This window comes from Bradyrhizobium canariense, assembly GCF_900105125.1.
Classification (GTDB): Bacteria; Pseudomonadota; Alphaproteobacteria; order Rhizobiales; family Xanthobacteraceae; genus Bradyrhizobium; species Bradyrhizobium canariense_A.
In genome coordinates, this window is record NZ_LT629750.1 from 1,736,765 (window position 1) to 1,762,951 (window position 26,187).

The following is a 26,187-nucleotide window of genomic DNA, read 5'->3' on the forward strand; positions in this document are numbered from 1 at the left end:
TCCCCGAACCCCATTCGAATCGATTGACATAGCGACGATGATCACGACGACCACATTGCTCCAGCGCTTTCCACGTTTCATCCCGGGTTGTGCGATGGCCCTGGTCTTGATGGCTTGCGGAACGCCGTCATACGCCCAAAGCGTCGCCGTCATGGTCAACGGCGAACCCATCACCAATTACGACATCGAGCAGCGCTCGAAACTGGACTATATCTCGACGCACAAACAGCCGACCCGGCAGGAAGTGATCGACGAGCTGATTGATCAGAAAGTGAAGATCAGGGAAGCCAAGCAATTTAGCGTCGACCCAAGCTCTTCCGATATCGACGCTGCGTTCGGCGAGATGAGTTCGCGGATGCGCTTGACACCTGACCAGCTCGCCAAAACGCTCGAAGGCCAGGGCATTCGCCCCGAGACGCTGAAGGAGCGCATCAAGGCCGACATGGTTTGGACCAGCCTGGTCCGCGGGCGCTACAAGGAAAGCCTCCAGGTCGGTGAGAAAGAGGTCGCCGCCGCGGCCCGGACGCAGGGCGACGCACCGGACGAGAAGGCGGAGAGCGAAAGCTTCGAATACAAGATGCAGCCGATCGTTTTGATCGTCCCGCGCGGATCTCCGCCGGCCGTCATCGAAGCGAGGCGCAAGGAAGCCGACGCCTTGCGCGAGCGGATTCAGAGCTGTGATGAAGCGAATACGCTGTTCAAATCCATGCCAAATGCCGCAATCCGCGACGCCGTGACCAAAACCTCAGCCGACATGCCGCCTGTCATTCGTGAAGGGCTCGACAAAACCCCGATCGGTCATCTGACCGCGCCAGAGGTAACAAAACAGGGTGTGGAAATGGTCGCGCTCTGCGGCAGAAAGCCGACCACGGTCGACACTCCGCTGAAAAAGCAAATCCGCGACAAGATGTTCGCCGAGAAATTTGAAGCGAAGTCGAAAGCCTATTTGCAGCAAATCCGCAAAGCCGCGATGATCGAATATCGTTGATGCATGGCAAAACCCCTCGCGCTGACACTGGGCGAACCCGCCGGTATCGGACCCGATATCACCATCAAGGCGTGGCTACGCCGGAGTGAGCTGAGGCTACCGCCCTTCTACCTGCTCGGCGACTGCGGCTTGCTCCGTGACCGCGCGAAAACGCTCGGGTTGGATGTCAGGCTTGCCGAGGTTCGCGCCGAGGATGCATTTGGTGCATTCGCGGACGCATTGCCGGTCGTGGCAACCGGTTCTGCGGCGACCGCGCAGCCCGGGCAACCGGACGGCACCAGCGCGGAAGCAGCCATCGTCTCCATTCGTCAGGCCGTCGGCGATGTCATTGCCGGACGAGCCAGCGCGGTTGTCACCAATCCGATCGCCAAAAGCGTTCTCTATCGTGCCGGATTTCAGCATCCCGGCCATACCGAATTCCTCGCAGAACTCGCCGCGACCGGCGGGCGTGCGCCGCAGCCCGTCATGATGTTGTGGTCCCCTGCTCTCGCTGTGGTGCCGGTGACGATCCATCTTCCGCTGCGTGATGCGATCACGCAGCTCTCAAGCGATTTGATCGTCACGACGGTCCGGATCGTAGCGGCCGCCATGAAGGCCCGCTTCGGGCTCGCCAATCCGCGCATCGCATTGTCGGGGCTCAATCCCCATGCGGGTGAGGACGGCTCGCTCGGTACCGAGGAGCAGCGGATCGTGACGCCCGCCGTCGAAACCCTGCGCGCCGAGGGCATTGAAATCAGGGGCCCGCTGCCGGCAGACACCATGTTTCACGACGCCGCACGGAAAACCTATGACTGCGCCATCTGTATGTACCACGATCAGGCGCTGATCCCGATCAAGACGCTGGCGTTCGATGACGCTGTCAACGTCACGCTGGGCTTGCCGTTCGTTCGCACGTCGCCGGATCACGGCACCGCCTTCGATATTGCCGGCACCGGTCGGGCCAATCCGTCGAGCCTGATCGCAGCATTGCAGCTCGCCGCGCGCATGGCGGCAGCGACGCCGGCATGAACGCGATCGATGACCTTCCGCCGCTTCGCGAGGTCATCCGCCGGCACGCTTTGTCGGCGCGCAAATCGCTTGGGCAGAATTTTCTGCTGGACCTCAACCTCACGGCGCGGATCGCACGCGCGGCGGGCCCTCTCGAAGACGCCACCATTATCGAGATCGGCCCAGGCCCCGGCGGACTGACGCGCGCACTGTTGGCGTTGGGCGCCCGGCGCGTCATAGCCGTGGAACGCGACCAGCGCGCCCTCGCCCCCCTCGAAGAGATTTCGAACCGGTATCCCGGACGGCTCGAGATCATTTGCGCCGATGCCCAGCAATTCGATCCCAGGCCGCTGCTCGGTACGACCAAGGCCAAAATCGTCGCCAACCTGCCTTACAATATCGCGACCGCGCTTCTGATCGACTGGCTGTCGATCGAGCCGTGGCCGCCCTGGTACGACATGTTGGTGCTGATGTTCCAGCGCGAGGTGGCCGAACGCATCGTGGCCCACGAAAATGCCGAAGCCTATGGACGGCTGGGCGTGCTGGCGAACTGGCGCGCCGAGACCAAGATCCTGTTCGATATTTCTCCCGCGGCATTCGTTCCGCAGCCCCAGGTAACCTCGTCGGTGGTGCGTCTGGTACCCCGCCGCGAGCCCGACCCATGCGACCTCAAAGCCCTGGAGATGGTGTCGGCGGCGGCATTCGGACAGCGCCGCAAGATGCTGCGGCAAAGCCTCAAATCGTTACCTGTGGAGCCGGCCCGGCTCGGAGCCGCGGCGGATATCGACCTGACGCGGCGCGCCGAAACCGTTCCGGTCAGCGGCTTTGTTGCCATGGCCCGTGAATTGACCAATATACGAAAAGAAAAATTCAATACCGTCTAAGGAGAAAGTTCATGGCGCAAATGCTTCGCCAATCACTCGTCAAGTTCGATGCGCCCCTGTGCGAAACCATCGTCGAAACGCCAAAGCCGCAGGGCCGCGAAGTCCTGGTGCGGATCGAGCGCTGTGGGCTGTGCCATTCCGACCTGCATATCCAGGATGGCTATGCCGATCTCGGCGGCGGCAAGAAGCTTGATACAACGCGTGGCATGACTCTGCCCTTTACACTGGGGCACGAGATCGCGGGGATCGTCGAGGAAGTCGGTTCCGACGTCCCGAAGGATCTGATCGGCGCCAAAAAGGCGGTATTCCCCTGGATCGGCTGCGGCCAGTGCCGCGACTGCCTCAACGGCGATGAGAACCTTTGCGTCAAGCAGCGGTTCCTGGGCGTTGCCATCGACGGTGGTTTCGCCAGCCATGTGCTGGTGCCCGATGCAAAATACCTGCTCGATTACGATCCGCTGCCGGTCAATCAGGCAGCTACCCTGATGTGCTCCGGCGTGACGGCCTATGGCGCTCTGAAGCGCCTCGTCGACCGGCCCCGGCAACGCAATCTTTTGCTGATCGGCCTTGGCGGCGTCGGCATGATGGGGCTTTCTTTTGCGCAAGCGATGTTCAAGCAGAAAATTGCCGTCGCGGATTTGAGCGCCGCGGCACGCGAGAGCGCGCTGCAAAACGGCGCGGCGGTTGCCTTTGATCCCTCCGAGCCCGAAGTGGTCAGGCGCATCATCAAGGAGACCGAGGGCGGCTTCGACGAGATCGTCGATTTTGCCGGCAACGAAAAATCGATGGCGTTTGCCGTCTCGGTGGTCGCGCGAGGCGGCAAGATCGTCGTCTCCGGACTGATGGGCGGCAATTTCAGCCTGCCGATGGTGCAATGGATCTACAAGCGCATGACCATCGAGGGCTTCATGGTGGGAACGCTCGCCGAAGCGCATGAGTTGATGGCACTCGCGCGCACCGGCAAGATCAAGCCGACGCCGATGAAAGAAGAACCGATGGCCGACGTCCAGAAATGGATCGACGCCTTGCGGGCCGGAAAAGTCGTGGGACGTATTGTGCTGAAAAACTAACAAAAGAATGTCTCGCCGGCCTCACCCGTTCAAAAAAGGGGAGGACAGGAATGACGCGGAGGAAACGTTCGGCACTGGGAGCATTGGCCGCGCTCGCGCTGGCCTTTGCCGCAGCGCCGGCTTTGGCGCAGAAGCAATACGGACCCGGCGTCACCGACACGGAAATCAAGATCGGGACCACGACGCCCTTTAGCGGCCCGGCATCGGCCTACGCGGCGGGCGCGATCTCGACGACCGCTTATTTCGCGATGATCAACGATCAGGGCGGCGTGAACGGCCGCAAGATCAATTTCATCAGCCTCGATGACGCCTATAGCCCACCCAAGACCGTGGAACAGATTAGACGGCTCATCGAAAGCGACGAGGTGCTTTTTCTGGTGAACCCTGTCGGCACGGCCACCAACATGGCCGTGCTCAAATATATCAATCAGAAGAAAGTCCCTCATCTCTTCATCGGTTCGGGAGCAACGGTCTTCAATGATCCCGAGCATTATCCGTGGACGATGAGCTGGACCCCGCATTACGCGTCGGAAGGCGAGATTTACGCCAAGTATATCCTTTCGGCGAAGCCTGACGCCAGGATCGGCATCCTGTCGCAGAATGACGATCTCGGCCGCGATTATCTTCTGGGCTTCAAGCGCGGTCTCGGGGACAAGGCGTCGACGATGATCGTGTCAGCGCAGACCTACAACACAAGCGATCCGACCGTCGATTCTCAGGTGGTTTCGCTGAAGACGTCGGGCGCCAACGTATTCCTGATTGCCTCGGTCCCTAAATTCGCAGCGCAGGCCATTCGCAAGGCTTACGACATTGACTGGCATCCGCAGGAATTCGTCGTCAGCATCGGTTCGTCGATTGCAGGCGCGATCAGGCCCGCAGGATTTGAAGCCGCAAAAGGGATCATCTCCGCGGCCTATCAAAAAGACCCGGCCGACCCGCAGTGGAAGAACGATCCGGCGATGCAGGCCTGGAACGTATGGATGGACAAGTACAACCCGCACGTCGACAAGAGCGATTATTACGCGCCCTACGGTTACAATATCGGCTCCGCGGTGGTGCAGATCCTCAAGCAGTGCGGCGACGATCTCACGCGCGAAAATATCATGAAACAAGCCTCGCATCTGAACATGGAATTGCCGTTGCTGCTGCCGGGTATCCGCCTGCAGACGACCCCGACGGACCTGCGCCCGATCAAGCAGATGCGGCTGGTTCGTTTCGATGGCGAACGCTACGTGCTTTTCAGTGATGTGCTCGCGAGCAAATAACGTCATCCCGGAATCGGCGTCGCGGCCGGTCAGGGATCGTCATGATCGTTCCGAGCCGCTTTGGGGGGCGTGTCGCGGCCATCAATTGGCCTCGCCCGTGTGACGGGAACAATAAGTTCTCTTCCCAAATTCCCGCCACATTTGCGATCCGAGGGTCGAGCCTCAATTAAGCCCTATACCTTCCGGAATTGCGGCCCATTGCGACCCAAATTTTTAACGAGATTTGGGCTGTGAAGCGTAGCGTACACGGAGATGCACATGCTAAATCGAACCGCGAAATTCGCGTCAGCCGCTGTCGCGGGCTTCCTCGCAAGTGCTCCACTAACCGCGTTCTCTCAGAGCGCAACGCCACCAGCAAACACGACGTCAACAGCAGCCACACCGGCAGCAGATGACTGCCTGGCCGCACCAAAGGACCAGACGCCCCAGGGCAGCCATTGGTATTATCGTATCGATCGTGCGACCAAGCGCCATTGCTGGTACCTCCGCGACGAGGGCGATGCACATGCGCAAACGGCTGCGCCAAATTCGCAAGCATCCGCAAAACCTGTCCCGCCAAAAGCGGAAGCGGCCCTGCAGGGCTCCGTTGCCAACGCTCGCGCGGAACTGACCACATCGCGAGCACGCAGCGAGACCGACACAAACGCCGCCCCGGCACAGCTCCCATCGGCCGCAGCAGCCAATGCGGCGAACACGGACAACAGCCAGCATGCGACGACCGCCCAGAATACCAACATGCCGCAAACGGCCGTTGCTTCGCGTTGGCCGGACCAGTTGAGCGCAAATTCGTCAGACGATTCAGCCGCGGACGACACCAATTCGGATACGGCCGCGCAATCGAGTGAGACGGCTGCGCCACCACCCGTGATTACCGCCGCCGCCCCTGCCCCCGCTCCCGTCACACTCGCTGCTGCGGACACCTCAGCCGAAAAACAGTCCGGCTCGGTCCCAATGCTGTTGATGGTCATGACCGGCGCGTTGGCGGTCGCCGGCCTTGTGGGAGCCGTTATCGTCAAATTTGGCGGTAAGCGCCGGAATGACCAGGAAGACGACTACGAAGAAATTCAGGGCGATCGCCGTCCGGTCTGGGGTTTGGAGCGTACCGAACGCGCCAGGCCGCTGCCCCTCCCGGCCTCGGCCGCACACAGACCGAACATCGGCATGCCGCGCGAGCTGCGCGCCGCGGATGATCCGGACGACAAGATCACAGAAATGCTCGCGCGGTTGGCCAAGAGCGCCCAAAGCTAGCGCGCAAAGCTAGAGCGTGATTCCGGCCCAGCGGACCGCGCTCGGAAAAGACCACGCCCAAGCCAAAAGATAACGCGAGGAGTCTCACTTCAGCCGGGCTGAACGCGACTCCAGGGCGCCGGAACTATTGCTCCAGTTGCTGCTGCAACTTGCGTACGAAAGTCGTCAATCCCGTGCGGCGTTCGCGCTTGAGCCGCTCGGCCTTCAGAATCGATTGCACCTCGGCGAATGCTTCATCGATGTCGTGATTGATGACGATATAGTCGTATTCTGCCCAGTGGCTCATTTCATGGCTGGCGCGGCTCATTCGCCCCCGGATCACTTCGTCGGAATCCTGGGCACGGGAATGCAGGCGTTTTTCGAGATCCGCGGCAGACGGCGGCAGGATGAACACGGATACGACGTCGTCGCGCGATTTTTCACGCAATTGCTGCGTGCCCTGCCAGTCGATGTCGAACAGCACATCCTGTCCGGCCGACAACGCCGCCTCGACCGGCGCCCGCGGCGTGCCGTAACGGTTGTCGAAGACGACAGCCGATTCGAGCAACTCGTTTCGTTTCGACATCAGGTCGAATTTCGCCTTGTCGATGAAATGATAATCCCGGCCATCGACTTCGCCCGGCCGCATCGGCCGCGTAGTCGCGGACACCGACATGTTCAAACCGGGCATCCGCTCGATCAGCAGGCGCGACAGCGTGGTCTTGCCCGCACCCGACGGTGATGACAACACGAACATCAGCCCGCGTCGCTCAACTCCGTCCAGGCCGTGGCCACCAACGGTCATGGTTCACTCCAGATTCTGAACCTGTTCGCGGAATTGCTCCACCACGTTCTTCATCTCAAGGCCGGTGTTGGTCAGTTCGAGATCGTTCGACTTCGAGCAGCAGGTGTTGACCTCGCGGTTGAATTCCTGCGCCAGGAAATCAAGCCGCCGCCCGACCGGTCCGCCCTTGCCGAGCATCTCACGGGCCTGCGAGACGTGCGAGGCAATACGATCGAGTTCTTCGCGGATGTCGGCCTTGGTCGCGATCAGAAGCGCCTCCTGATTGAGCCTGTCGGCGTCGAAGCGATCGGACGACTCCAGCAATACCGCAACCTGCTCGGCAAGCCGCGCCCTGATCGCGTCCGGCTTGCGGCCCGGCGCGGCCTCGGCCTTCTTTGCCAGGCATTCGATCTCGTCCATGCGCTGCGACAGAATTTTCCCCAGCGCCACGCCTTCGCGCTGGCGCATCTGCACGAGGTCAGTGAGCGCCTGCTCGAATGCAATGCCGGCGGCAGCCTTCGCCGCAATGTCCTCCACCTCGCTGCTTTCGGGCTCGACAACCTCGATGACGCCCTTGATGCCCAGCAGCCCGTCGATGCTCGGAGCGACCGCGTCGATCCTGCCTGCGAGTTCGCCCGCGACCCGCACAATCGACGCCAACACCTCTTCATTGATACGGATCGTTGAGGCCGCGTTGGCGCGCTTGACGGTCAAATTGGCATACACCGTGCCTCGCGACAGCAATTCGCCAGCGCGCTTTTTAGCCGATGCCTCGAGGTCATCCCATCCGGGCGGCAAACGCATCCGCAGGTCAAAGCCCTTGGCGTTGACCGACTTCAACTCCCACTCGAACGCATAGGGTCCGCTGGCGCCGTGGCTTCGGGCAAAGCCGGTCATGCTCGAAAGCGCCATCGCGTGAACTTCTCCGGATGATACCGCGTGAGATTCGCAGGTGTAGGCGGGAGTGTAAAACGTTTTCGCGCAAAGTGGAATCGGTTCCGGCGCATTGCCGGCGGCGCATTATTGCTGATCCGCCGGGGGCTGCGACGTCGGTTGCACGGTGCCCTGACGGGCCGGAGCGCCGCGAGCGGGCTTTTTCGGCGCGACCGGCTTCGCCGGCGGGGTCGCGGAGGTCGCTTCGCCCGGCGTCGCAGCCGCAGCGGGCGCGGGGTCATCCGCGGGTTCGACCGTGTCGTTCTGAATCTGCTTTTCCATCGTGCGCAGTTTGGCGACGTTCTTCTGATGCTGGTCGTAGGTCTCGGTAAAGGCGTGGCCGCCGGTGCCATCAGCGACAAAGAACAGGTCACGGGTGCGCGCCGGATTGGCGGCGGCTTCCAGCGAGGCGCGCCCCGGATTGGCAATCGGCCCAGGCGGAAGACCGTCGATCACATAGGTATTGTAGGGCGACGGCTGGGTAATTTCGCTGCGCTTGATCGGCCGCCCCAGCGTTCCCTTGCCGCCGACCAGACCATAGATGATGGTCGGATCGGATTGCAGCTTCATCTTTTGCCGCAGCCGATTGACATACACCGCGGCGACGCGGCTGCGCTCGTCTGCCCTGCCGGTTTCCTTTTCGACGATCGAGGCCAGCGTCACGAGCTGCTCCGGCGTCTTGACCGGAATGTCGGCGTTGCGATGTTCCCAGATTTCCGCAACCACGCGCCTCTGCGCCTGCTGCATGCGCGCAACAACCTGATCTCGCGTGGTGCCGCGGGGGAATTTGTAGGTCTCCGGCAGCAGCGTACCCTCGCGCGGTATCTCGCTGACGGAACCAGAAAAGATATCATTGTCCGAAAGGCGAGCCACGATCTGTTCCGAGGTCAAGCCTTCGGGAATTGTGACGGAATGCTGAACCACCTTGCCATCGACCATGGTGCCGATGACGTCGCGCAGGCTGGCGTTCTTCTGGAACAAATATTCGCCGGGCTTCAATTCGGAGCGCGCCTTTAGCGCCAGCACGGCACCTATGAACGCCCAGCGATTATTATCAATCACACCTTCGCGCTGTAGCGTATCGGCAATATCCGCCATTCCGGCGCGGGCTGGAACGTTGACGACCTTGTCCTCCTGCAGAGGACCCGGCGCTCCGATTTTCTGCGCGCCATAGTAATATGCGGCGCCGGCGCCAATCATCAAAACCAGCAGAATGGTGATGATGGCGTTGCCGATCACCACCAGCGGGTTGCGGGCACGCTCGGATCGCTTGGGCGGCGGCGGGACCTGTTCGGGCTCCAACGCAGCGCGCGGGCTCCGTGGCGAAATGGGCGGCCTCTCACTCATCGATGCAACCTGAATCCTGTCGGTTCAATCGTGGCTTCGCGAATTTGCCGCAACAGCCGATAGTCTACGCCCAAAACTAGGATTTATCACCGAATGCGGCGAAACGGTGGACTCAATCTCACATGCCGCGTCAGTTGACCACGCGCCGCAGGATCACGGAAGCATTGGTGCCCCCGAAACCGAACGAATTCGACAATGCCACATTGATATCGCGTTTGCGCGGCGTGTGCGGCACGAGATCAATCGCGGTTTCCACCGACGGGTTATCAAGATTGATGGTCGGCGGAGCGATGTTATCGCGAATCGCAAGAATGCTGAATATCGCCTCGATTGCCCCGGCAGCGCCCAAGAGGTGTCCCGTCGACGATTTTGTCGACGACATCGACACCTTGGAAGCGGCGTTGCCGAGCAGCCGCTCCACCGCTCCGAGTTCGATTTCATCGCCGACCTGCGTCGACGTTCCATGCGCGTTGATATAGTCGATATCGGCCGCTGTGATGCCCGCACGTTTCATGGCCGCGCTCATGCTGCGGAATGCACCGTCGCCGTCAGGTGTTGGAGATGTAATGTGATACGCATCCCCGGATAGGCCGTAACCGGTCACTTCCGCATAGATTTTCGCGCCGCGTTTTTTCGCGTGCTCGTATTCCTCGAGCACCACAACGCCCGCGCCTTCCCCCATCACAAACCCGTCGCGATCCTTGTCATAGGGGCGCGACGCCTTTTCCGGCGCATCATTGAAAGCCGTCGACAACGCGCGCGCCGCACAAAATCCGGCCATTCCGATTCGGCAGATCGGCGACTCCGTTCCGCCTGCCACCATCACGTCGGCATCTTCGAGCGCGATCAACCGGCTGGCATCGCCGATCGCATGCGCGCCGGTCGAGCAGGCGGTCACGACGGAGTGGTTGGGACCCTTGAGTCCGTGCTCGATCGACACATAGCCGGACGCAAGATTGATCAGGCGGCCGGGAATGAAAAACGGCGATACCTTGCGCGGCCCGCGCTCCTTGAGAAGCAGCGCTGTATCGGCGATGCCGGAAAGGCCGCCGATTCCCGAGCCGATCATGGTGCCGGTGGCGCATCGCTCCTGCTCGGTGGAAGGATGCCAGTTGGCGTCGTCAAGCGCCTGGCGCGCCGCGCACATCGCGAAGATAATGAAATCGTCGACCTTGCGCTGATCCTTTGGCTCCATCCACTGGTCGGGATTGAATGTGCCGTCGGTACCGTCGCCCCGCGGAACGACGCAGGCGATCTGGCTGGTCAGATCCGAAACGTCGAACGTATCGATCTTTCTGGCGCCGCTCTCGCTGTTGAGGATGCGCTTCCAGCTCGTTTCGACGCCACAGCCGAGTGGCGACACCATGCCGAGGCCTGTGACGACGACCCGCCTCATATCCATCTCTCCAGCCGCGAATTTGCGATCCACAGCAAGAAGCCGGTGGACCGCTGCAGCGCGGTCCGTCCGGCTTCGTCAGCACCATGCGAGGGCGTCAGCTTTTCGCGTTCTTCTCGAGAAACTTCGTGGCGTCGCCGACGGTCAAAATCGTCTCCGCGGCGTCATCGGGAATCTCACAACCGAATTCTTCCTCAAACGCCATTACCAACTCGACGGTATCAAGGCTGTCGGCGCCGAGGTCATCAATGAAGCTCGCATTGTCGACTACCTTTTCGGGTTCGACACCGAGGTGTTCGACCACGATCTTCTTAACCCGCTCGCCAATCTCGCTCATCGTTCAACCTCGTGCTTGTTCCATTGGACCCGAACCTAAGACGATACGAGCCATCGTGATCTCTAAGTCTTCTTCGCAGTCGCGCATCGTCTTGATTTGGCTCCGTCGTCCCCGACAAAGGCCCGGCGCACGACGGCAGGCTCCGCACCGCCAATATACAGGGTTTCAAAATCCTGCAATGGCCTTCTTCGCCCATCCGGTGGCGGTTCGGTTATCATACTTCCCCAGCCTTGACTATAATCCCCAACCGGCCCTCGGAAACCGGCTTTCGCCGGCTTCACAGGGCTCCCAATACGCTCAAATCATGGCCATCCCGCCATTGACGTGAATCGTCTGTCCCGTGACATAAGCCGCTTCGTTCGAACTGAGATACACCGCCGCCGCGGCGATATCCTCAGGCGTTCCAAGCCGCGCTGCAGGAACCTTCGAAAGGATGGCTTCGCGTTGCTTCTCGTTCAGCGCATCGGTCATCGGCGTCTTGATGAATCCCGGTGCGATGCAATTGGCGGTGACACCGCGCTTGGCGTATTCCGCACCCAGCGTCTTGATCATGCCGATGATCCCGGCCTTCGATGCCGTGTAATTGCCCTGCCCCGGATTGCCGGTGACGCCGACGATCGAGGTGATCGCGATAATGCGGCCGAAACGCTTGCGCATCATCAGCTTGGTTGCGGCCCGCGCCAGGCGGAAAGTTGCCGTCAAATTGACCTTGATGACTTCGTCCCAATCCTCATCACGCAGTTGGACAAACAAATTGTCCTTGGTGATGCCGGCGTTGGCGATGAGGATATCGACTTGCCCCATGGCTTTTTCGGCCGATGGCACCAGCGCTTCAACTTCGGCAGCGTCGGAGAGGTTGCAGGGCAACACATGAATCCGCTCGCGGAGTTGACCCGCGAGCGTGTCAAGCACCTCACGGCGCGTCCCGGAAATCGCCACCGTCGCGCCTTGGGCATGCAACGCTTGCGCGATCGCGCCGCCGATGCCGCCGGTCGCACCGGTAACGAGCGCCGTCCTGCCAGTCAGATCGAACATCTATATCTCCTCCCGACCGCCTAGGCCGAATGCGCAACCGCCATCGCGTCCTTCGCAGCGGCAATATCGCCGGGACCACCGACCGGGGTGCCGACCGCGCCTTCGGCGATGCGCTTGACCAGTCCGCTAAGCACCTTCCCGGCGCCGATCTCGAAAAACCGTGTGACACCCTGGCTTGCCATGTAGGCCACCGACTCACGCCAGCGCACGGTTCCTGTGACCTGCTCGATCAGGCGGCGGCGGATTTCGTCCGGATCGGTGATGGCTGTCGCCAGCACGTTAGACACCAGCGGCGATGCGGGCTGCCGGATCGTGACATCGGCCAGCGCTTTCGCCATGACATCCGCCGCAGGCTGCATCAGCTTGCAGTGGAACGGCGCCGACACCGGCAGCAGCATGGCACGCTTGGCGCCTTTGGTTTTGGCGATTTCGACCGCGCGATCGACCGCCGCCTTGTCGCCGGACACCACCACCTGGCCACCGCCATTGTCATTGGCGGCCTGGCAGACCTGTCCCTGCGCGGCCTCGCCGGCGACCGCTACCGCGGCCTCGTAGTCCAGGCCGAGCAGAGCGGCCATGGCTCCGACCCCCACCGGCACCGCTTTCTGCATGGCGAGGCCGCGGGTGCGCAACAGCCGGGCAGTGTCACTGATGCTAAGGCTACCGGCGGCCGCAAGCGCGGAGTATTCGCCAAGCGAATGCCCGGCAACGAAGGCGGCGTCCCGTCCCACCGAGAAACCGGCCTCTGATTCCAGCACCCGCAGGGTCGCAATCGAGACCGCCATCAGCGCCGGCTGGGCGTTTTCGGTGAGCTGCAGGGTCTCGGCCGGGCCGTCCCAGATGATGCTGGTCAGCTTCTCGCCGAGCGCTGCATCTACCTCGTCGAATACGGCTCGCGCTGCCGGAAAGGCCTCCGCCAGCGCCTTGCCCATGCCGACCGCTTGGGAACCCTGCCCCGGAAAAGTAAATGCTGCCGTCATCGGCACTCCCTGAACGTCCCGTAATCCCTAAAGTTGGGCCGAAAGACACTGCGAGGGCCGGTTGTGTCAAGCCGCCGGTGCTCCCCGATCGGCGGATAGATACGCCAATTGAGACGCTTTCCCTTGCCTTCGCGCTCAAAATCCGTATAAACCGCGCCATCCGTGGATCCCGGCCGGGAGCTGAACGGACGGTCTCAGCAATCTCACCTTTTTGGCGATGTTGATGCGGCAGGGCCAGTCGGTCCGTCGTCCCGTGCTTCCGCCTTCTGAGCATATCGAGTCCTTTCCGAAGGGTTCGAAGGGCTTGCCGCCGGGAACTGCGCCAACACAGGAAAGGACATCCATGCCTCTCTATGAGCATGTTTTTCTCGCGCGTCAGGATGCGAGCACCCAACAGGTCGAAGAACTGACCACCCAGATGACCGGCATCGTCGAGCAGCTCGGCGGCAAGATCACGAAGACCGAAAACTGGGGCGTACGTTCCCTCACCTACCGGATGAACAAGAATCGCAAAGCGCATTTCGTGCTGATGAACATTGACGCTCCTTCGGCTGCAATCGCCGAAATCGAGCGGCAGGAGCGGATCAGCGAAGACGTGATCCGTTATCTCAGCGTGCGCGTCGAAGAGCACGAGGAAGGCCCCTCGGCGATGATGCGCAAGGCCGATCGCGACCGTGAGCGCGATGACCGTGGCGGCGGTTTCCGCGGCGACCGCGAGGGCGGTTTCCGGGGTGATCGCGATGGTGGCGGCTACCGCGGCGATCGTGGTCCGCGTCGCGGCCGCGATGACGCCGAAGTAGCAGTGGTTGAGGAGTAAGAATCATGGCTGATGCTGGTGCACGCCGTCCGTTTTTCCGCCGCCGCAAGACCTGCCCGTTCACGGGTCCGAATGCGCCGAAGATCGACTACAAGGATTCCAAGCTGCTGATGCGTTACGTCTCCGAGCGCGGCAAGATCGTGCCGAGCCGCATCACCGCCGTTTCCGCCAAGAAGCAGCGTGAACTCGCGCGCGCTATCAAGCGCTCGCGTTTCCTCGGTCTGCTGCCTTATGTGATCCGGTAAAATATCTTTCGCTCCGCGGCGTTCGCGCCGCGGAGTAAATCTTCATAAGGCTCCCGGTCGTCCGGTTGCCGATGGTTGGGGTCCACGAGACCTCTAACCGCTCGAAAGGAGCGGGACAGCTGATGATCGCGATCGTCCTCATTGCTATCGCAGCCGGCTGCGCGTCGGCGCTGATGTTCGCCTCGATCATTTCGGGCGCGCTGATCTCACTATTGCTGTTCTATCTGGCACCGCTGCCGCTGACCGTGGCGTCGCTCGCATGGGGACCGCTTTGCGCCGCGATCGGTGGGATATTTGCCGCCGTCGGTCTCGGCGTGACCTTCGGCTTTCCCTATTGCATCGCCTTCGTCGTCATGGTCGCGCTGCCCGCATGGTGGCTCGGGCATCTTGTCTTGCTGGGGCGGCCGAATGGCGCCGCCGTGACCGACAGCGTTCCGTCCGGCGACAGCGCCGTTCCCGCGGCACCGGCGCTCGAGTGGTATCCGGTCGGCCGCATCCTGCTGTGGATCGCAGGCTTTGCGGCGCTGACCACCATGGCGACCCTGCTCACGCTCGGCTCTGATGCCGCCACCATCACCAGCGTGATGCAGCAGGGCCTGCTGCGCATCGTCGGCTCGAACGATACCGCGTCGGCCGGCGAGAGCGAACAATGGATCGATGCGCTGGTGAAGATCGCCCCGGCGGCGGCCGCCATCGTCGCCATGCTGACGCTGACGCTCAACCTCTGGCTTGCCACCAAGATCACGGCGACGTCGGGACGACTGCGCCGTCCCTGGCCTGATCTCAAAAGCACGGCGCTACCACCGATGACGCTTGCGGCATTATCGGTTGCAGTCGCGTTCTGTTTTGCCGGGGGCTTGCCCGCGATGCTGGCGCAAACCATCGTGGCCGCCCTGACCATGGCTTATGCGCTCATCGGCTTTGCCGTCCTGCACACGTTGACGCTGGCGTTGAAAAACCGCTCGCTCTGGCTGAGCTGCGCCTACGCGGTCGTGGTCGTGTTCAGTTGGCCCCTTCTTGCGATGGCCACTCTCGGTCTTGCCGATGCCGTTTTCGGACTTCGCCAGCGCTATTTGCAAGGGAGGCCACCACCGTTGCCGGCCTCCTGAAAACCACTTCAACGCAATCTCAAAGTCTTCAGCCTCTTACCGCATCAACCTCTAAAGGAGAACGAATATGGAAGTCATTTTGCTGGAACGCGTCGCCAAGCTTGGCCAGATGGGCGAAGTCGTCCGCGTCAAGGACGGATTTGCCCGTAATTTTCTATTGAAGCGCGGCAAGGCGCTGCGCGCCACCGCCGACAATCGCTCGAAGTTCGACGGCATGAAGGCCGAGCTCGAAGCCCGCAACCTGCAGGCCAAGGGCGAAGCGACGAAGGTCGCGGAAAAGATCGACGGCCGCAACGTCGTGGTGCTACGTCAGGCCTCCGAAACCGGTCAGTTGTTCGGATCGGTGACCGTGCGCGACATCATCGCGTCGTTTGAGAGCGATGGGGTCACCATTGCGCGCAGCCAGGTCATGCTGGACGCGCCGATCAAGACCATTGGCAAGCACACGATCGCCATCGCCGTGCATCCGGAAGTCGAGGTCGGCGTCTCCGTGACGGTTGCACGCAGTGCCGATGAAGCCGAACGCATCAATCGCGGCGAAGACATCAGCACCCGTCAGGAAGACCAGGATGCCGCCGCCGAAGCGCTTGCCGCCGCCGGCGAATTCTTCGATCCGGAGGCCCAGCACGACGACGTCGCGCCGGCCGCAGAGGCGTCCGAGAAGTAACGATTGCTATATCCGAGACCTCAAGCCCGGCCCCATCAGGCCGGGCTTGTGATTCTCGTGACTACTTTTTCATCGAGCGTTGCAATCGATGCCAGCGCGGTTGCGGTGTGCTCTTCGGCCGTCGACCGACGGCAAACGTGCACGCCCGTCGCATCAGCTCCGGGCGTGGCCAAGGCAGCCGGCGCAAATCCGCGCCTGCGGAAATTCCTATTTGGATATTGGCGGCACCGGCGATCCGGATCCGGCAGGTGACGGCGGCGGCACCGACGCGGTCACGGGCGGAGATGAAGATTCGGTGGTGGCGGTGGACTGGGCAGGCGGCGGTGCGGCTGGGATTGTGGCTGGCGCGGCCGAACTCGACGGACCGGCCGCGGGCTCAGGCGTGCCGCCGGACGCAGCCGGAGGAGCCGCCGCCGCCGCAGGCGTGACCGATGGAACCGGATCTGGCCGCGACGCCGCCGGGGCCTGGTTGCTTCCCGTATCTTTCGGTGATTCGATCTCGGTGCTCTCAGGCTTGGCTTCGCCCGACGGTTTCATGGCTTCGGGCTTGGCAGCTTCGCCCTTCGAAGGCTCCTCTTTGGCGGCGCCCGGCCTGGAGGCATCCTTGGCTGTCTCGTCGCTGGGCAGCTCCTGGACGCTCGGCTTGCCCCTCCTGCCCAGCCGTTGCTTGGCAGTTGATTTCCGGCCATCGGGGCCGCGTTCGCCCACTGCGTGAGCCGCGGCCTCTCCGTCGACCGGTTTCGCAGCCTGATCCGCCGGCCGTGCCGGTCGTTTGCGGCCCTTATGCCCGGGCTCAGCTAATCCATCAGCATCCGGTTTTGCGGCCTGTTCCGGCTCTGCCTCAGGCTTCGCAGGTTCCTGCGAAGGCGCGGCCGTGCGAACCCGGCGCCCCCAGCGGTCGACCTGTTCGGCCGGCTTGCCGTCGTTTTTCGGCTGGCCACCAGAGTAACGCGTGTCGTTGGCGCCGTTGGAGATCAGATAGGAGCTGAGCAGCGAGGCCATGTCGGGGCTGGTGGTGTAGTGCTGCCGCAAAAAGCCCGGCAACGATCCCGCCGGCACCGTCTTCAGAAGCCCCCGCGGGCTTTTGTGGCAAGCCGTGCAGGTGCCCGCGAATATCTGGGAGGGGCTTTTACCGGCTTCGAGATTTTGCGCCTGCGCCTGTACCGGAACTGCCGCGAAACAGCCGATCAGAAGCATCGCCGTCGCTGAAATGAGCGCTCGGCTCAACATTGCCCATTCTCCAGATGCGGAAGTCGCTTCCAACGTCCTGATTGCGGCACCGGAGGCGGCGATCACCTTTTAGCCGAATATTCCGCGAATGGAAGTGCGCATATCACGTAATGGCGCAAATGCGGCGTTCTGGAATATCCGCTTTGTGTACAACGCAGTAGCCGGCACGAAACTTGAATATTATGATGTTCCCGAAGCGCTGGCAGGAACCATCGCTTCTCCCCGGCGTCGATACGGCGCCGGGCAGCTCACGGGATCGCTTTTGGGTGGTTTCGATGGACCGTTTGTTGCGTTACTTCCTGAAGCAGTTCATTCGCCGCGGCTTGATGACATTCACGACGGCGAGCGGCGCAACATTCAGCTGCGGGGATGGAACCGGAGAACCGGTAGCTGTCCGATTCCTGACCACGGATGCCGAGCGGCGGGTCCTGCTCAACCCCGAACTCGCGCTGGGCGAGGTTTACATGGACGGCAGCTTCGTCGTCGAGCGCGGCTCGATCGTGGACGCGCTGGCCATTTTAATGTCTCAACCCGAGATTTTGCCGCGCTGGGCCAAGCTGCAATGGTGGTTGCGATATTTTGTCAGGCATGCCCAGCAGTTCAATCCGCGCCCCCGGTCAAAGGACAATGTCGCACGGCATTACGATCTCGACGGGCGGCTTTATTCGCTCTTCCTCGACGCCGACAAGCAATACAGCTGTGCTTACTTCGAAACGCCAGACGACAGCCTCGACGATGCCCAGCTCGCCAAGAAGCGGCATGTTGCAGCGAAACTGCTGGTCGGGCCCGGCGACCGCGTGCTTGACATCGGCTCGGGCTGGGGAGGCCTCGGTCTCTATTTAGCCGAAATGACCGGCGCTGACGTCACCGGCATCACGCTCTCGACCGAGCAACTGCAGGTATCAAACGACCGCGCCGCCGAGAAGAATCTGACCCGATCCGCCAAGTTCCTGCTGGAGGATTATCGCGATATTCCGGGGCCGTTCGACCGCATCGTGTCGGTCGGCATGTTCGAACATGTCGGCGTCGATTTCTATGAGACCTATTTCAGGCGTTGCGCCGAACTGCTTTCCGATGACGGCGTCATGGTACTGCACTCGATCGGCCGCTCGGATGGACCCGACGTCACCAATCCCTGGATCGCGAAATACATCTTCCCCGGTGGCTACATACCGGCGCTGTCCGAAGTGATCCCCGTGATCGAACGCGTCGGCCTCCTGGTCTGCGACATCGAGATCTTGCGGCTGCATTACGCTGAAACCCTCAAGGCGTGGCGCGAGCGCTTCATGGCGCGGCGAGACGAGGCTGTGCGGCTCTATGACGAACGCTTTGCGCGAATGTGGGAGTTCTACCTGGCGTCCTCGGAAATGGCATTCCGCAAACAGAACCTGATGAATTTCCAGATCCAGATCACCAAACGCCAGGGCGTGGTGCCGATGACACGGGATTATATTACCCGTGAGGAAACGAAGCTCCGGGGCATCGAGCGTGGCAAGCGACCGCGGCTGCAAATCGCAGGCGGATAACGGCAACACTGTCGTGCGGCTCTAATTCCGTAAGCTGAAATCTGACGTGCGGTGCTGGCGCCAATACGGGTACGGTGACACCGGACGCGCAAGCTGTGCCCTCACGGCGGACAGAACGACGCGATCGCAAGGTGTCGCGCGCACTTCCCGGCAAGAAATCTTCTCCATGGTGTCGATCAGCATCGACAGCCACAGCCGTTCGCCGTCTCCCGATCGCCATGGTTGAAGTCGCTGGGCCATATCTCAATCCGCATCCCTAAATCGTGCTGATTAACAATCCGCTCGTCCACACACCGTTCCCGGCAACGGTACCTTTAAAAAAATTCGCCAGATGTGAACTGCTTCACAAACGATCCGGCTCGCCTGCCCTAAACCCCGGCCAAGACACCCCCAGACCCTCCGAAGTGGCCGGGAAAATGCACCAACCGTCATTCGATCCGCACCGCGACATCCAGACTGACTATATTCTGATCGCCACCGGTGTCGGAGCGGCCCTGATTGCGCTGATCTATCTCCTTTTGATTTGATTCAGCGCTGAGGTCGTCGATTCGCAGACGCCCTCGCCCTTGGATGGGTATGCCCAGGGGGCAACAAGGTTCAGGCCGCGCCTGACAATTTCACGGACTCACCGCGCAATCCGGCCACCGCCCGGTTCCCGCCTGGAGCCCGTCAAGCGGAATGCACCGCCTGGTCGGGGATTCACACCCCGCGTTGTGTGAATCGTGCATAAGGCACCTTCACACTTTCGCCCGGCCCGCAGGTGGCGCTTTATCGCCGCCCCAAATCCGGCGATCCCAATAACGACCAGATCCAAAGAATAATCCTGTCCATGGCCCTGACTGATTCGAATGTCCTCAAGCTCGCTCCCGATGTGCCAAATCCGGCCTATCGGAGCGCACCGCACAATATTGAAGCGGAACAGAGTTTGCTGGGCGCTATTCTGGTCAACAACGACGCTTTCTATCGGGTATCGGATTTTCTCGAGCCGAAGCAGTTCTTCGAGCCGATCCATCAGACCATCTTCGAGACCGCGGGCAGCCTGATCCGGATGGGCAAGGTCGCGACCCCCGTCACCTTGAAGACCTTCCTTCCGGCCGAAACCGACATCGGCGGCATGACGGTTGGCCAATACCTTGCTCGGCTCGCCGCCGAAGCGACCACCATCATCAATGCCCAGGATTACGGGCGGACGATCTATGAGCTGGCCCTGCGCCGCGATCTGATTCGGATCGGCGAAGATATGGTCAATGTCGCCTTCGACGCGCCGGTGGATTTTGCGCCGAAAGCCCAGATCGAAGACGCCGAGCGCAGGCTCTACGAGTTGGCCGAGACCGGACGCTACGACGGCGGGTTCCAAGCTTTTGCGCAGGCAATGAAGGTCGCGCTCGACATGGCGGCCAATGCCTATCAACGCGATGGCAAGCTGTCGGGCACCGCAACAGGCCTGCGCGCCCTCGACGTCAAGATGGGTGGGCTGCAACGTTCCGACCTGATTGTCCTCGCCGGGCGTCCCGGCATGGGCAAGACTGCACTAGCGACCAACATCGCCTACAACGTCGCCAAGGCGCATCGCGCCGAAGTTCAGGCCGACGGCACTATGAAGTCCGTCAATGGCGGCATCGTCGGCTTCTTCTCCTGCGAAATGTCCGCCGAGCAACTCGCCACGCGTATTCTCGCCGAACAGACCGGCATCTCATCTAGCATGATCCGCCGCGGTGGGATCAGCCAAGGCGAATTTGACACGATTCGCGACTATACAATCGAACTTCAACACCTTCCTCTCTACGTCGACGAGACCGGCGGCCTTTCGATTTCGCAATTGACCGCGCGCGCCCGCCGGTTGAAACGGCAGAAGGGCCTCGACCTGATCGTGGTCGATTACATCCAGCTGCTGCAGGGATCGGGCAAGCGTTCCGACAATCGCGTTCAGGAAGTCACCGAGATTACCACGAGCCTGAAGGCGCTAGCGAAGGAGCTCAATATTCCAGTGATCGCACTTTCGCAGCTGTCGCGCCAGGTCGAGAGCCGCGACGACAAGCATCCGCAGTTGTCGGACTTGCGCGAATCCGGTTCGATTGAGCAGGACGCCGACGTCGTGCTGTTCGTCTACCGCGAGGAATATTACTTGCAGAACAAAGAACCTAAGGTGGGCACACCCGAGCATGAAAAATGGCAAACCGAAATGGATTTCGCTCTCGGCAAGGCTGAAGTCATTGTCGCCAAGCAGCGGCATGGACCTACGGGAACTGTTCCACTACAATTCGAGGGCCAGTTCACGCGGTTCAGCGATCTGGCGCAGGATGGCCATTTGCCGGCGCAAACCTACTGACGGCGGCCTGCACGGTTGAACCGCCGCTGGCCCGCGCGTAAAGTGCGGCATGAACGTCGTTTCCGACCCGAAATCGATACCGGCGAGCCCCGTGCTGTCGCCTGACGCAACCCAGGCGGCCGCGCTTGCCACCGCGACCGGCGTCTTGTCCGTCGATCTCAATGCCCTCGTTGCCAACTGGCGCAAGCTTGAGAAAACCGCGGTGCCGGCCGAATGCGCCGGTGTGGTCAAGGCCGACGCCTATGGCTGCGGCGCCGATCCGGTTGCGCGTGCCCTCGCCAGAGCCGGCTGCAAGACGTTTTTCGTCGCCACGCTGGATGAGGCAGGCGTTGTCCGCGCAGCGGTGCCTTCGGCGGCGATTTATGTGCTCGACGGCTTTTTCCAGAATTGCGGCGACGGCTATGCCAAGATCGACGCCCGGCCCGTGATCGGTGATCTCAACGAGCTCGCCGAATGGGACGTATTTTGCCGGCGTTCCGGTTGGGCCGGCGGCGCCGCCATTCACATCGACACCGGCATGAACCGGCTCGGTCTCACTTTGACGGAAGCGCAAGGTATCATTCCCAGGATCAATGCCGGCGATCACGGCATCACGCTGGTCATGAGCCACCTCGCCTCGGCCGAGCAGCTCAATAATCCCGCCAACGCCAGACAGCTCACGGCCTTCCGCGAGATCGCCGCTCTATTTTCCGGTGTCCCGGCTTCGCTGTCGAATTCGTCAGGTATTTTCCTGGGCGCGCAATTCCAGTTCGACCTGGTACGGCCGGGTGCCGCGCTCTATGGCGTCAATCCAACGCCGGAAGCCGATAATCCGATGCAGCCGGTCGTCGAACTGAAAGCCCGCATCGTGCGGATGCGTAGTATCGAGCGCGGCGAAACCGTCGGTTATGGCGGCACATGGACGGCGCGCCGGCCCACGAAATTGGCGATCGTCTCCGCCGGCTATGCCGATGGATATTTCCGCGCCGCCAGCGCCAATGACGGCACCCGCGGCGCCGAGGTCGTGGTCGCCGGCAAACGCTGCCCGATTGCCGGCCGCATCTCGATGGACCTGATGGCGGTCGATGTCACCGACCTGCCGAACAACGCCGCGCGGCGCGGCCATATGGTGACGCTGATCGGTGAAGGCATCACCGTCGACGAGCTCGCGCACCATTTCGGCACCATCGGCTACGAAGTGCTCACCAGCCTCGGCCCGCGCTACGCGCGAGTCTACAAGGGCGGCACGGCGCAAGATCAAGGCTCGGCCAATCCAGAAATTGTTTCCGGTTAGCCGCGCCGCCAGCTGTCTCGTTATTTATGGGAGTCGATGGCCGACTTGCAGGCGGCGCTAAGTTTGTCGTGCTGCTTGTTCAGGCAGGCAACGATGCGGCCGCCGCCCGGCATGGTGCCCTTGCAATACTTCTCATAGTCCGTCTTGCATGCACCGCGCTGGTCACTGGTCGCAGCCTGGGCAAAGGCCGCCGTGGAAAACCCAATTGCGAATACGAGAACGGTCAAGCTTGATTTGAGCACGAGGCCTCCAGGGGCTTTTGATGAGCGGGCTTTGATGAGCGGTCACTGACGTCTGTACATGAAGATTGCGACATTCAACATCAACAATATCAACCGGCGCCTGCCGAACCTGATGCGCTGGCTGCGCGCCGCAAAGCCCGACATCGTCTGTTTGCAAGAACTGAAATCAACCGACGAAGATTTTCCGTTGGATGCGATCGAAAAGGCCGGTTACGGCGCAGTCTGGCACGGACAAAAGACCTGGAACGGTGTCGCCATTCTCGCACGCAACAGAGAGCCCGTGCTGATCAGGACGGAATTGCCGGGTGATCGCGACGATCACGAAGCGCGCTATATCGAAGCCGCCGTCAACGGCATCGTCGTCACCAGCCTCTATCTGCCGAACGGCAATCCGCAACCCGGACCGAAATTCGACTACAAGCTGAAATGGTTCAAGCGATTGCAGCGGCATGCGGCGAAATTTATCAAGCAGGAGATTCCGGTCGTGCTGGCGGGCGACTACAACGTCGCCCCGACTGCATCAGATATTTATCCGACGCGATCATGGGACAAGGACGCGTTGATCCAGCCGCAGAGCCGCGCTGCGTTCAAGTCACTTGTGATGCAAGGCTGGACCGACGCGATCCGCACCGCGCATCCGTCGAAACCGATGTTCACGTTCTGGGACTACAAGCGCAACCGCTGGCCGCGTGATGCCGGCTTGAGGCTCGATCATTTGCTGCTGAGCCCGGCGCTGGCGCCGCGCCTGCTCAAGGCCGGCGTCGATCGCAAAGTCCGCGGCGAAGAAAGCGCCAGCGATCATGCACCGGCGTGGATCATTTTGCGCTGAAGCGTTTTAAACCGAAAGACGCTTCGCATTTGCCGCGACATGCTCGCGGTAGCGGCCGATGATGGCCGCGGCGCTTGCGCCCGCCATCAGACTCGCGCCGGCCTCCAGCATCGCATCGACTTTCTCGCTCACCATGAGACTGGCTTCGTGCTCAGCACCATCGTCACCGCGGGCGAGTTTCGCCAGCCGAAGACGGATTACTTCACAGGATTCGAACGCCAGCATGGCGCCGTCGAGCCATGGAAAGCCATCGACCGTTTCCGCCAAGACATCTTTCATCGCGCTACCCAAAACTTCTGAATCCGCGACGATTTCAATACGCTTCAAATTTTAAGGTCCGGGCTGCGATATCGCTGGTATTTTCCGATCGGCAGGTACTGCTAGTTAACCAGAACGGCATTGCGATTCGCGGGGGACAAATTCGTTGGGCTTCCTTTTCATCCTCGCGGTCGGGCTCGTCGCCGGCACCATCAGCGGCATCGTCGGCACCGGCTCGTCGATCATGCTGATGCCGGTACTGGTCTATCAGTACGGGCCGAAACAGGCCGTGCCGATCATGGCGATCGCCGCCGTGATGGCCAACCTGTCGCGCATTCTAGCCTGGTGGCGCGAGGTCGATTGGCGTGCTTGCGCCGCCTATTCGATTCCAGGCATTCCGGCTGCAGCGCTTGGCGCACGCACCTTGCTGGCGCTGCCGTCGCGCGCCGTCGACATTTCAATCGGCCTGTTTCTGATCGCAATGGTGCCGACGCGGCACTGGCTCGCCCGGCACGAGTTCAAGATATCGCTCTGGCATCTGGCGATCGGCGGTGCGGTGATCGGCTACATCACGGGCATCGTGGTTTCGACCGGCCCCCTGAGCGTGCCGCTCTTCCTGTTCTACGGCCTCGACAAGGGTGCTTTCCTCGCCACGGAAGCGGCGAGTTCGCTCGGCCTCTATCTCAGCAAATCCGTGACCTTTCAGCAGTTCGGCGCACTGACGCCGGATATCGCGCTGAAGGGCGTGATCGCAGGAGCCTCGCTGATGTCGGGCGCCTTCGTCGCCAAGCCCTTTGTGCTGAGGCTAAAAGCGGACGTATTCCGGCTTGTGATGGATGCTATCATGCTCGCCGCCGGCCTTTCCATGTTATGGAACGCGGCGCATTCATCCTGACCAGCGACTCACATCTTCCATGGCCAAGAACACGCTCTCCTTTGTCTGCCAGAATTGCGGCGCGGCGTATAATCGCTGGCAGGGCAAATGCGACTCCTGCGGCGAATGGAATACGCTGGCCGAAGAAGACACGACCGGCGCCACCACGATGCCGGTCTCGATCCGCTCCAAACGCAAGGGCCGGCTGTTCACGCTGGAAAGCCTGACCGGCAAGAGCAACGACGCCCCTCGCCTGCCCTCCGGCATGGCCGAGCTTGATCGCGTCACCGGCGGCGGTTTTGTCAGAGGTTCGGTGCTGCTGGTCGGCGGCGATCCCGGCATCGGCAAATCGACGCTGCTGACGCAGGCCACGAGCCTACTGGCGCGCGCCGGCCACCGGGCGGTCTACATATCCGGCGAAGAGGCGGTGGCGCAGGTGCGGCTGCGCGCCGAGCGTCTGGGCCTTGCCGACGCGCCGGTGCAGCTCGCGTCGGAAACCTCGGTTGAGGACATTGTCTCCACCCTGTCGGAAGGCGCGGTGCCGCGCCTGATCGTGATCGATTCGATCCAGACGATGTGGACAGATACCGTTGAATCCGCCCCCGGCACCGTGACCCAGGTCCGCGCCTCGGCGCAGGCGCTGATCCGATTCGCCAAGAAATCGGGTGCCGCGATCATCCTGGTCGGCCACGTCACCAAGGACGGCCAGATCGCAGGCCCCCGCGTCGTCGAACACATGGTCGACGCGGTACTGTCGTTCGAAGGCGAAGGCTCGCAGCAATTCCGCATCCTGCGCGCGGTCAAGAATCGCTTCGGTCCCACCGACGAGATCGGCGTATTCGAGATGACGGGCCTGGGCTTGCGCGAAGTCTCCAATCCGTCGGAACTGTTCCTGTCGGAACGCGATCTCGGCAGTCCGGGCACCGCGGTGTTCGCGGGGATCGAAGGCACCCGACCGGTGCTGGTGGAACTGCAGGCGCTGGTGGCGCAGACATCACTGGGCACGCCGCGCCGGGCCGTGGTGGGCTGGGATCCGAGCCGCCTCTCGATGGTGCTGGCGGTGCTGGAAGCCCATTGCGGCGTGAAGCTGTCGGGCTACGACGTCTATCTGAACGTGGCCGGAGGCCTGCGGATCCAGGAACCCGCGGCCGATCTGGCCGCTGCCGCAGCGCTGGTGTCATCGCTGGTCAATGCGCCATTGCCGACGGATGCGGTGTATTTCGGCGAGATTTCATTATCGGGTGCGGTGCGCCCAGTGGCACAGACCTCAGCCCGGCTCAAGGAAGCCGCGAAGCTCGGATTTGGCCGCGCGGTGCTGCCCGAATCGGCGCGCGGCGAGGTTGGCGGCGATGCGGGGTTGGTCCTCAACAGCGTGGGCGGATTGACCAGCCTGGTGGCTGATATCGCCGCGCGGGGCACGCCGAAAGGAAACCGGCAAGGAACCGCGGACGAACCTCGCGAGGATGCGCCTGAGAAAAATGCCACACCTGCCAGATTCCGGCGCGAGGGGCGCTAGACAGGCGTGACCTTGTCCGGCCTCGCCGCTATACAACCC

Annotated in this window: 26 protein-coding genes; 16 read left to right on the plus strand and 10 right to left on the minus strand. The window is 61.8% G+C overall.

Annotation, left to right across the window (positions count from 1 at the left end; all coding sequences use genetic code 11):
* The first annotated feature begins 37 nt into the window (after positions 1–37).
* The 6 genes from BLV09_RS08525 to BLV09_RS08550 all read left to right on the plus strand — a co-directional run bounded on the left by BLV09_RS08525 (position 38) and on the right by BLV09_RS08550 (position 6,442).
* A complete protein-coding gene (locus tag BLV09_RS08525) occupies positions 38–988 on the plus strand; it encodes a peptidylprolyl isomerase (protein ID WP_146686964.1) in 951 nt (316 codons plus the stop codon).
* 3 nt (positions 989–991) lie between these two features.
* Complete coding sequence (gene pdxA / locus BLV09_RS08530) at positions 992–1,996, plus strand: 4-hydroxythreonine-4-phosphate dehydrogenase PdxA (RefSeq protein WP_146686965.1); 1,005 nt, start codon at positions 992–994, stop codon at positions 1,994–1,996.
* Positions 1,993–2,859, plus strand: a complete 867-nt coding sequence (gene rsmA / locus BLV09_RS08535; protein ID WP_146686966.1) for a 16S rRNA (adenine(1518)-N(6)/adenine(1519)-N(6))-dimethyltransferase RsmA — start codon at positions 1,993–1,995, stop codon at positions 2,857–2,859. The genes pdxA and rsmA overlap by 4 nt, the downstream gene beginning before the upstream one ends.
* An 11-nt stretch (positions 2,860–2,870) precedes the next feature.
* Positions 2,871–3,929 carry an alcohol dehydrogenase gene (locus BLV09_RS08540; RefSeq protein ID WP_146686967.1) on the plus strand — a complete coding sequence of 353 codons (1,059 nt, stop codon included), beginning with the start codon at positions 2,871–2,873 and terminating at the stop codon, positions 3,927–3,929.
* A gap of 50 nt (positions 3,930–3,979) precedes the next feature.
* Positions 3,980–5,194 (plus strand): ABC transporter substrate-binding protein, encoded by a 1,215-nt coding sequence (locus BLV09_RS08545; protein ID WP_146686968.1) that lies wholly within the window; start codon positions 3,980–3,982, stop codon positions 5,192–5,194.
* Positions 5,195–6,145: 951 nt separating this feature from the next.
* Positions 6,146–6,442 (plus strand): hypothetical protein, encoded by a 297-nt coding sequence (locus BLV09_RS08550; protein ID WP_146686969.1) that lies wholly within the window; start codon positions 6,146–6,148, stop codon positions 6,440–6,442.
* A gap of 124 nt (positions 6,443–6,566) precedes the next feature.
* Here the strand turns inward: BLV09_RS08550 and gmk are convergent, their stop codons facing one another.
* From gmk to fabD, 7 genes are all read right to left on the minus strand, one after another.
* Positions 6,567–7,226: a guanylate kinase gene (gene gmk, locus BLV09_RS08555; RefSeq protein ID WP_146686970.1), complete on the minus strand. Its 660-nt coding sequence runs from the start codon at positions 7,224–7,226 to the stop codon at positions 6,567–6,569.
* Between the two features lie 3 nt (positions 7,227–7,229).
* Positions 7,230–8,117, minus strand: coding sequence for a YicC/YloC family endoribonuclease (locus BLV09_RS08560; protein ID WP_146686971.1), 888 nt, complete (start codon positions 8,115–8,117; stop codon positions 7,230–7,232).
* A gap of 108 nt (positions 8,118–8,225) precedes the next feature.
* Entirely contained in the window at positions 8,226–9,485 is a 1,260-nt protein-coding gene (gene mltG, locus BLV09_RS08565) for an endolytic transglycosylase MltG (protein ID WP_146686972.1), read from the minus strand.
* 130 nt (positions 9,486–9,615) lie between these two features.
* On the minus strand, positions 9,616–10,881 hold the full coding sequence (fabF, locus tag BLV09_RS08570) for a beta-ketoacyl-ACP synthase II (RefSeq protein ID WP_146686973.1): 1,266 nt from the start codon (positions 10,879–10,881) through the stop codon (positions 9,616–9,618).
* Between the two features lie 97 nt (positions 10,882–10,978).
* Positions 10,979–11,218, minus strand: coding sequence for an acyl carrier protein (locus tag BLV09_RS08575; RefSeq protein ID WP_006610957.1), 240 nt, complete (start codon positions 11,216–11,218; stop codon positions 10,979–10,981).
* A gap of 297 nt (positions 11,219–11,515) precedes the next feature.
* Positions 11,516–12,253: a 3-oxoacyl-[acyl-carrier-protein] reductase gene (gene fabG / locus BLV09_RS08580; protein WP_146686974.1), complete on the minus strand. Its 738-nt coding sequence runs from the start codon at positions 12,251–12,253 to the stop codon at positions 11,516–11,518.
* A 20-nt stretch (positions 12,254–12,273) separates the two neighbouring features.
* Positions 12,274–13,233, minus strand: a complete 960-nt coding sequence (gene fabD / locus BLV09_RS08585; protein WP_100381464.1) for an ACP S-malonyltransferase — start codon at positions 13,231–13,233, stop codon at positions 12,274–12,276.
* A 343-nt stretch (positions 13,234–13,576) separates the two neighbouring features.
* Between fabD and rpsF the strand changes: the two genes are divergently transcribed.
* From rpsF to rplI, 4 genes are all read left to right on the plus strand, one after another.
* The gene (gene rpsF, locus BLV09_RS08590; protein WP_100386830.1) at positions 13,577–14,050 is read left to right on the plus strand and encodes a 30S ribosomal protein S6; all 474 of its coding nucleotides are present in this window, start codon (positions 13,577–13,579) and stop codon (positions 14,048–14,050) included.
* Positions 14,051–14,055: 5 nt separating this feature from the next.
* Entirely contained in the window at positions 14,056–14,295 is a 240-nt protein-coding gene (rpsR, locus tag BLV09_RS08595) for a 30S ribosomal protein S18 (RefSeq protein ID WP_100381463.1), read from the plus strand.
* 122 nt (positions 14,296–14,417) lie between these two features.
* Positions 14,418–15,404, plus strand: coding sequence for a DUF2232 domain-containing protein (locus BLV09_RS08600; RefSeq protein ID WP_146686975.1), 987 nt, complete (start codon positions 14,418–14,420; stop codon positions 15,402–15,404).
* A 67-nt stretch (positions 15,405–15,471) separates the two neighbouring features.
* Positions 15,472–16,071, plus strand: coding sequence for a 50S ribosomal protein L9 (rplI, locus tag BLV09_RS08605; protein ID WP_100381461.1), 600 nt, complete (start codon positions 15,472–15,474; stop codon positions 16,069–16,071).
* Positions 16,072–16,278: 207 nt separating this feature from the next.
* Here rplI and BLV09_RS08610 read toward each other — a convergent pair whose 3' ends face one another.
* Positions 16,279–17,301: a hypothetical protein gene (locus BLV09_RS08610; protein ID WP_146686976.1), complete on the minus strand. Its 1,023-nt coding sequence runs from the start codon at positions 17,299–17,301 to the stop codon at positions 16,279–16,281.
* A gap of 275 nt (positions 17,302–17,576) precedes the next feature.
* Here BLV09_RS08610 and BLV09_RS08615 point away from each other — a divergent pair, with 275 nt between their 5' ends.
* From BLV09_RS08615 to alr, 3 genes are all read left to right on the plus strand, one after another.
* Positions 17,577–18,827: an SAM-dependent methyltransferase gene (locus tag BLV09_RS08615; protein WP_100381459.1), complete on the plus strand. Its 1,251-nt coding sequence runs from the start codon at positions 17,577–17,579 to the stop codon at positions 18,825–18,827.
* Positions 18,828–19,656: 829 nt separating this feature from the next.
* Complete coding sequence (locus BLV09_RS08625; RefSeq protein ID WP_100381458.1) at positions 19,657–21,156, plus strand: replicative DNA helicase; 1,500 nt, start codon at positions 19,657–19,659, stop codon at positions 21,154–21,156.
* A gap of 49 nt (positions 21,157–21,205) precedes the next feature.
* Entirely contained in the window at positions 21,206–22,429 is a 1,224-nt protein-coding gene (gene alr, locus BLV09_RS08630; RefSeq protein WP_146686978.1) for an alanine racemase, read from the plus strand.
* A gap of 20 nt (positions 22,430–22,449) precedes the next feature.
* On the opposite strand, the gene BLV09_RS08635 is transcribed toward alr, so the two are convergent.
* A complete protein-coding gene (locus BLV09_RS08635) occupies positions 22,450–22,671 on the minus strand; it encodes a cysteine rich repeat-containing protein (protein ID WP_244549008.1) in 222 nt (73 codons plus the stop codon).
* Positions 22,672–22,729: 58 nt separating this feature from the next.
* Here BLV09_RS08635 and BLV09_RS08640 point away from each other — a divergent pair, with 58 nt between their 5' ends.
* Entirely contained in the window at positions 22,730–23,500 is a 771-nt protein-coding gene (locus BLV09_RS08640; protein WP_146686979.1) for an exodeoxyribonuclease III, read from the plus strand.
* A gap of 6 nt (positions 23,501–23,506) precedes the next feature.
* Here the strand turns inward: BLV09_RS08640 and BLV09_RS08645 are convergent, their stop codons facing one another.
* Positions 23,507–23,779: a hypothetical protein gene (locus BLV09_RS08645; protein ID WP_100386829.1), complete on the minus strand. Its 273-nt coding sequence runs from the start codon at positions 23,777–23,779 to the stop codon at positions 23,507–23,509.
* A 145-nt stretch (positions 23,780–23,924) separates the two neighbouring features.
* Between BLV09_RS08645 and BLV09_RS08650 the strand changes: the two genes are divergently transcribed.
* Together BLV09_RS08650 and radA are read left to right on the plus strand one after the other, a co-directional pair.
* The gene (locus BLV09_RS08650) at positions 23,925–24,653 is read left to right on the plus strand and encodes a sulfite exporter TauE/SafE family protein (protein WP_146686980.1); all 729 of its coding nucleotides are present in this window, start codon (positions 23,925–23,927) and stop codon (positions 24,651–24,653) included.
* A 19-nt stretch (positions 24,654–24,672) separates the two neighbouring features.
* The gene (radA, locus tag BLV09_RS08655; protein WP_146686981.1) at positions 24,673–26,148 is read left to right on the plus strand and encodes a DNA repair protein RadA; all 1,476 of its coding nucleotides are present in this window, start codon (positions 24,673–24,675) and stop codon (positions 26,146–26,148) included.
* Positions 26,149–26,187: the final 39 nt, after the last annotated feature.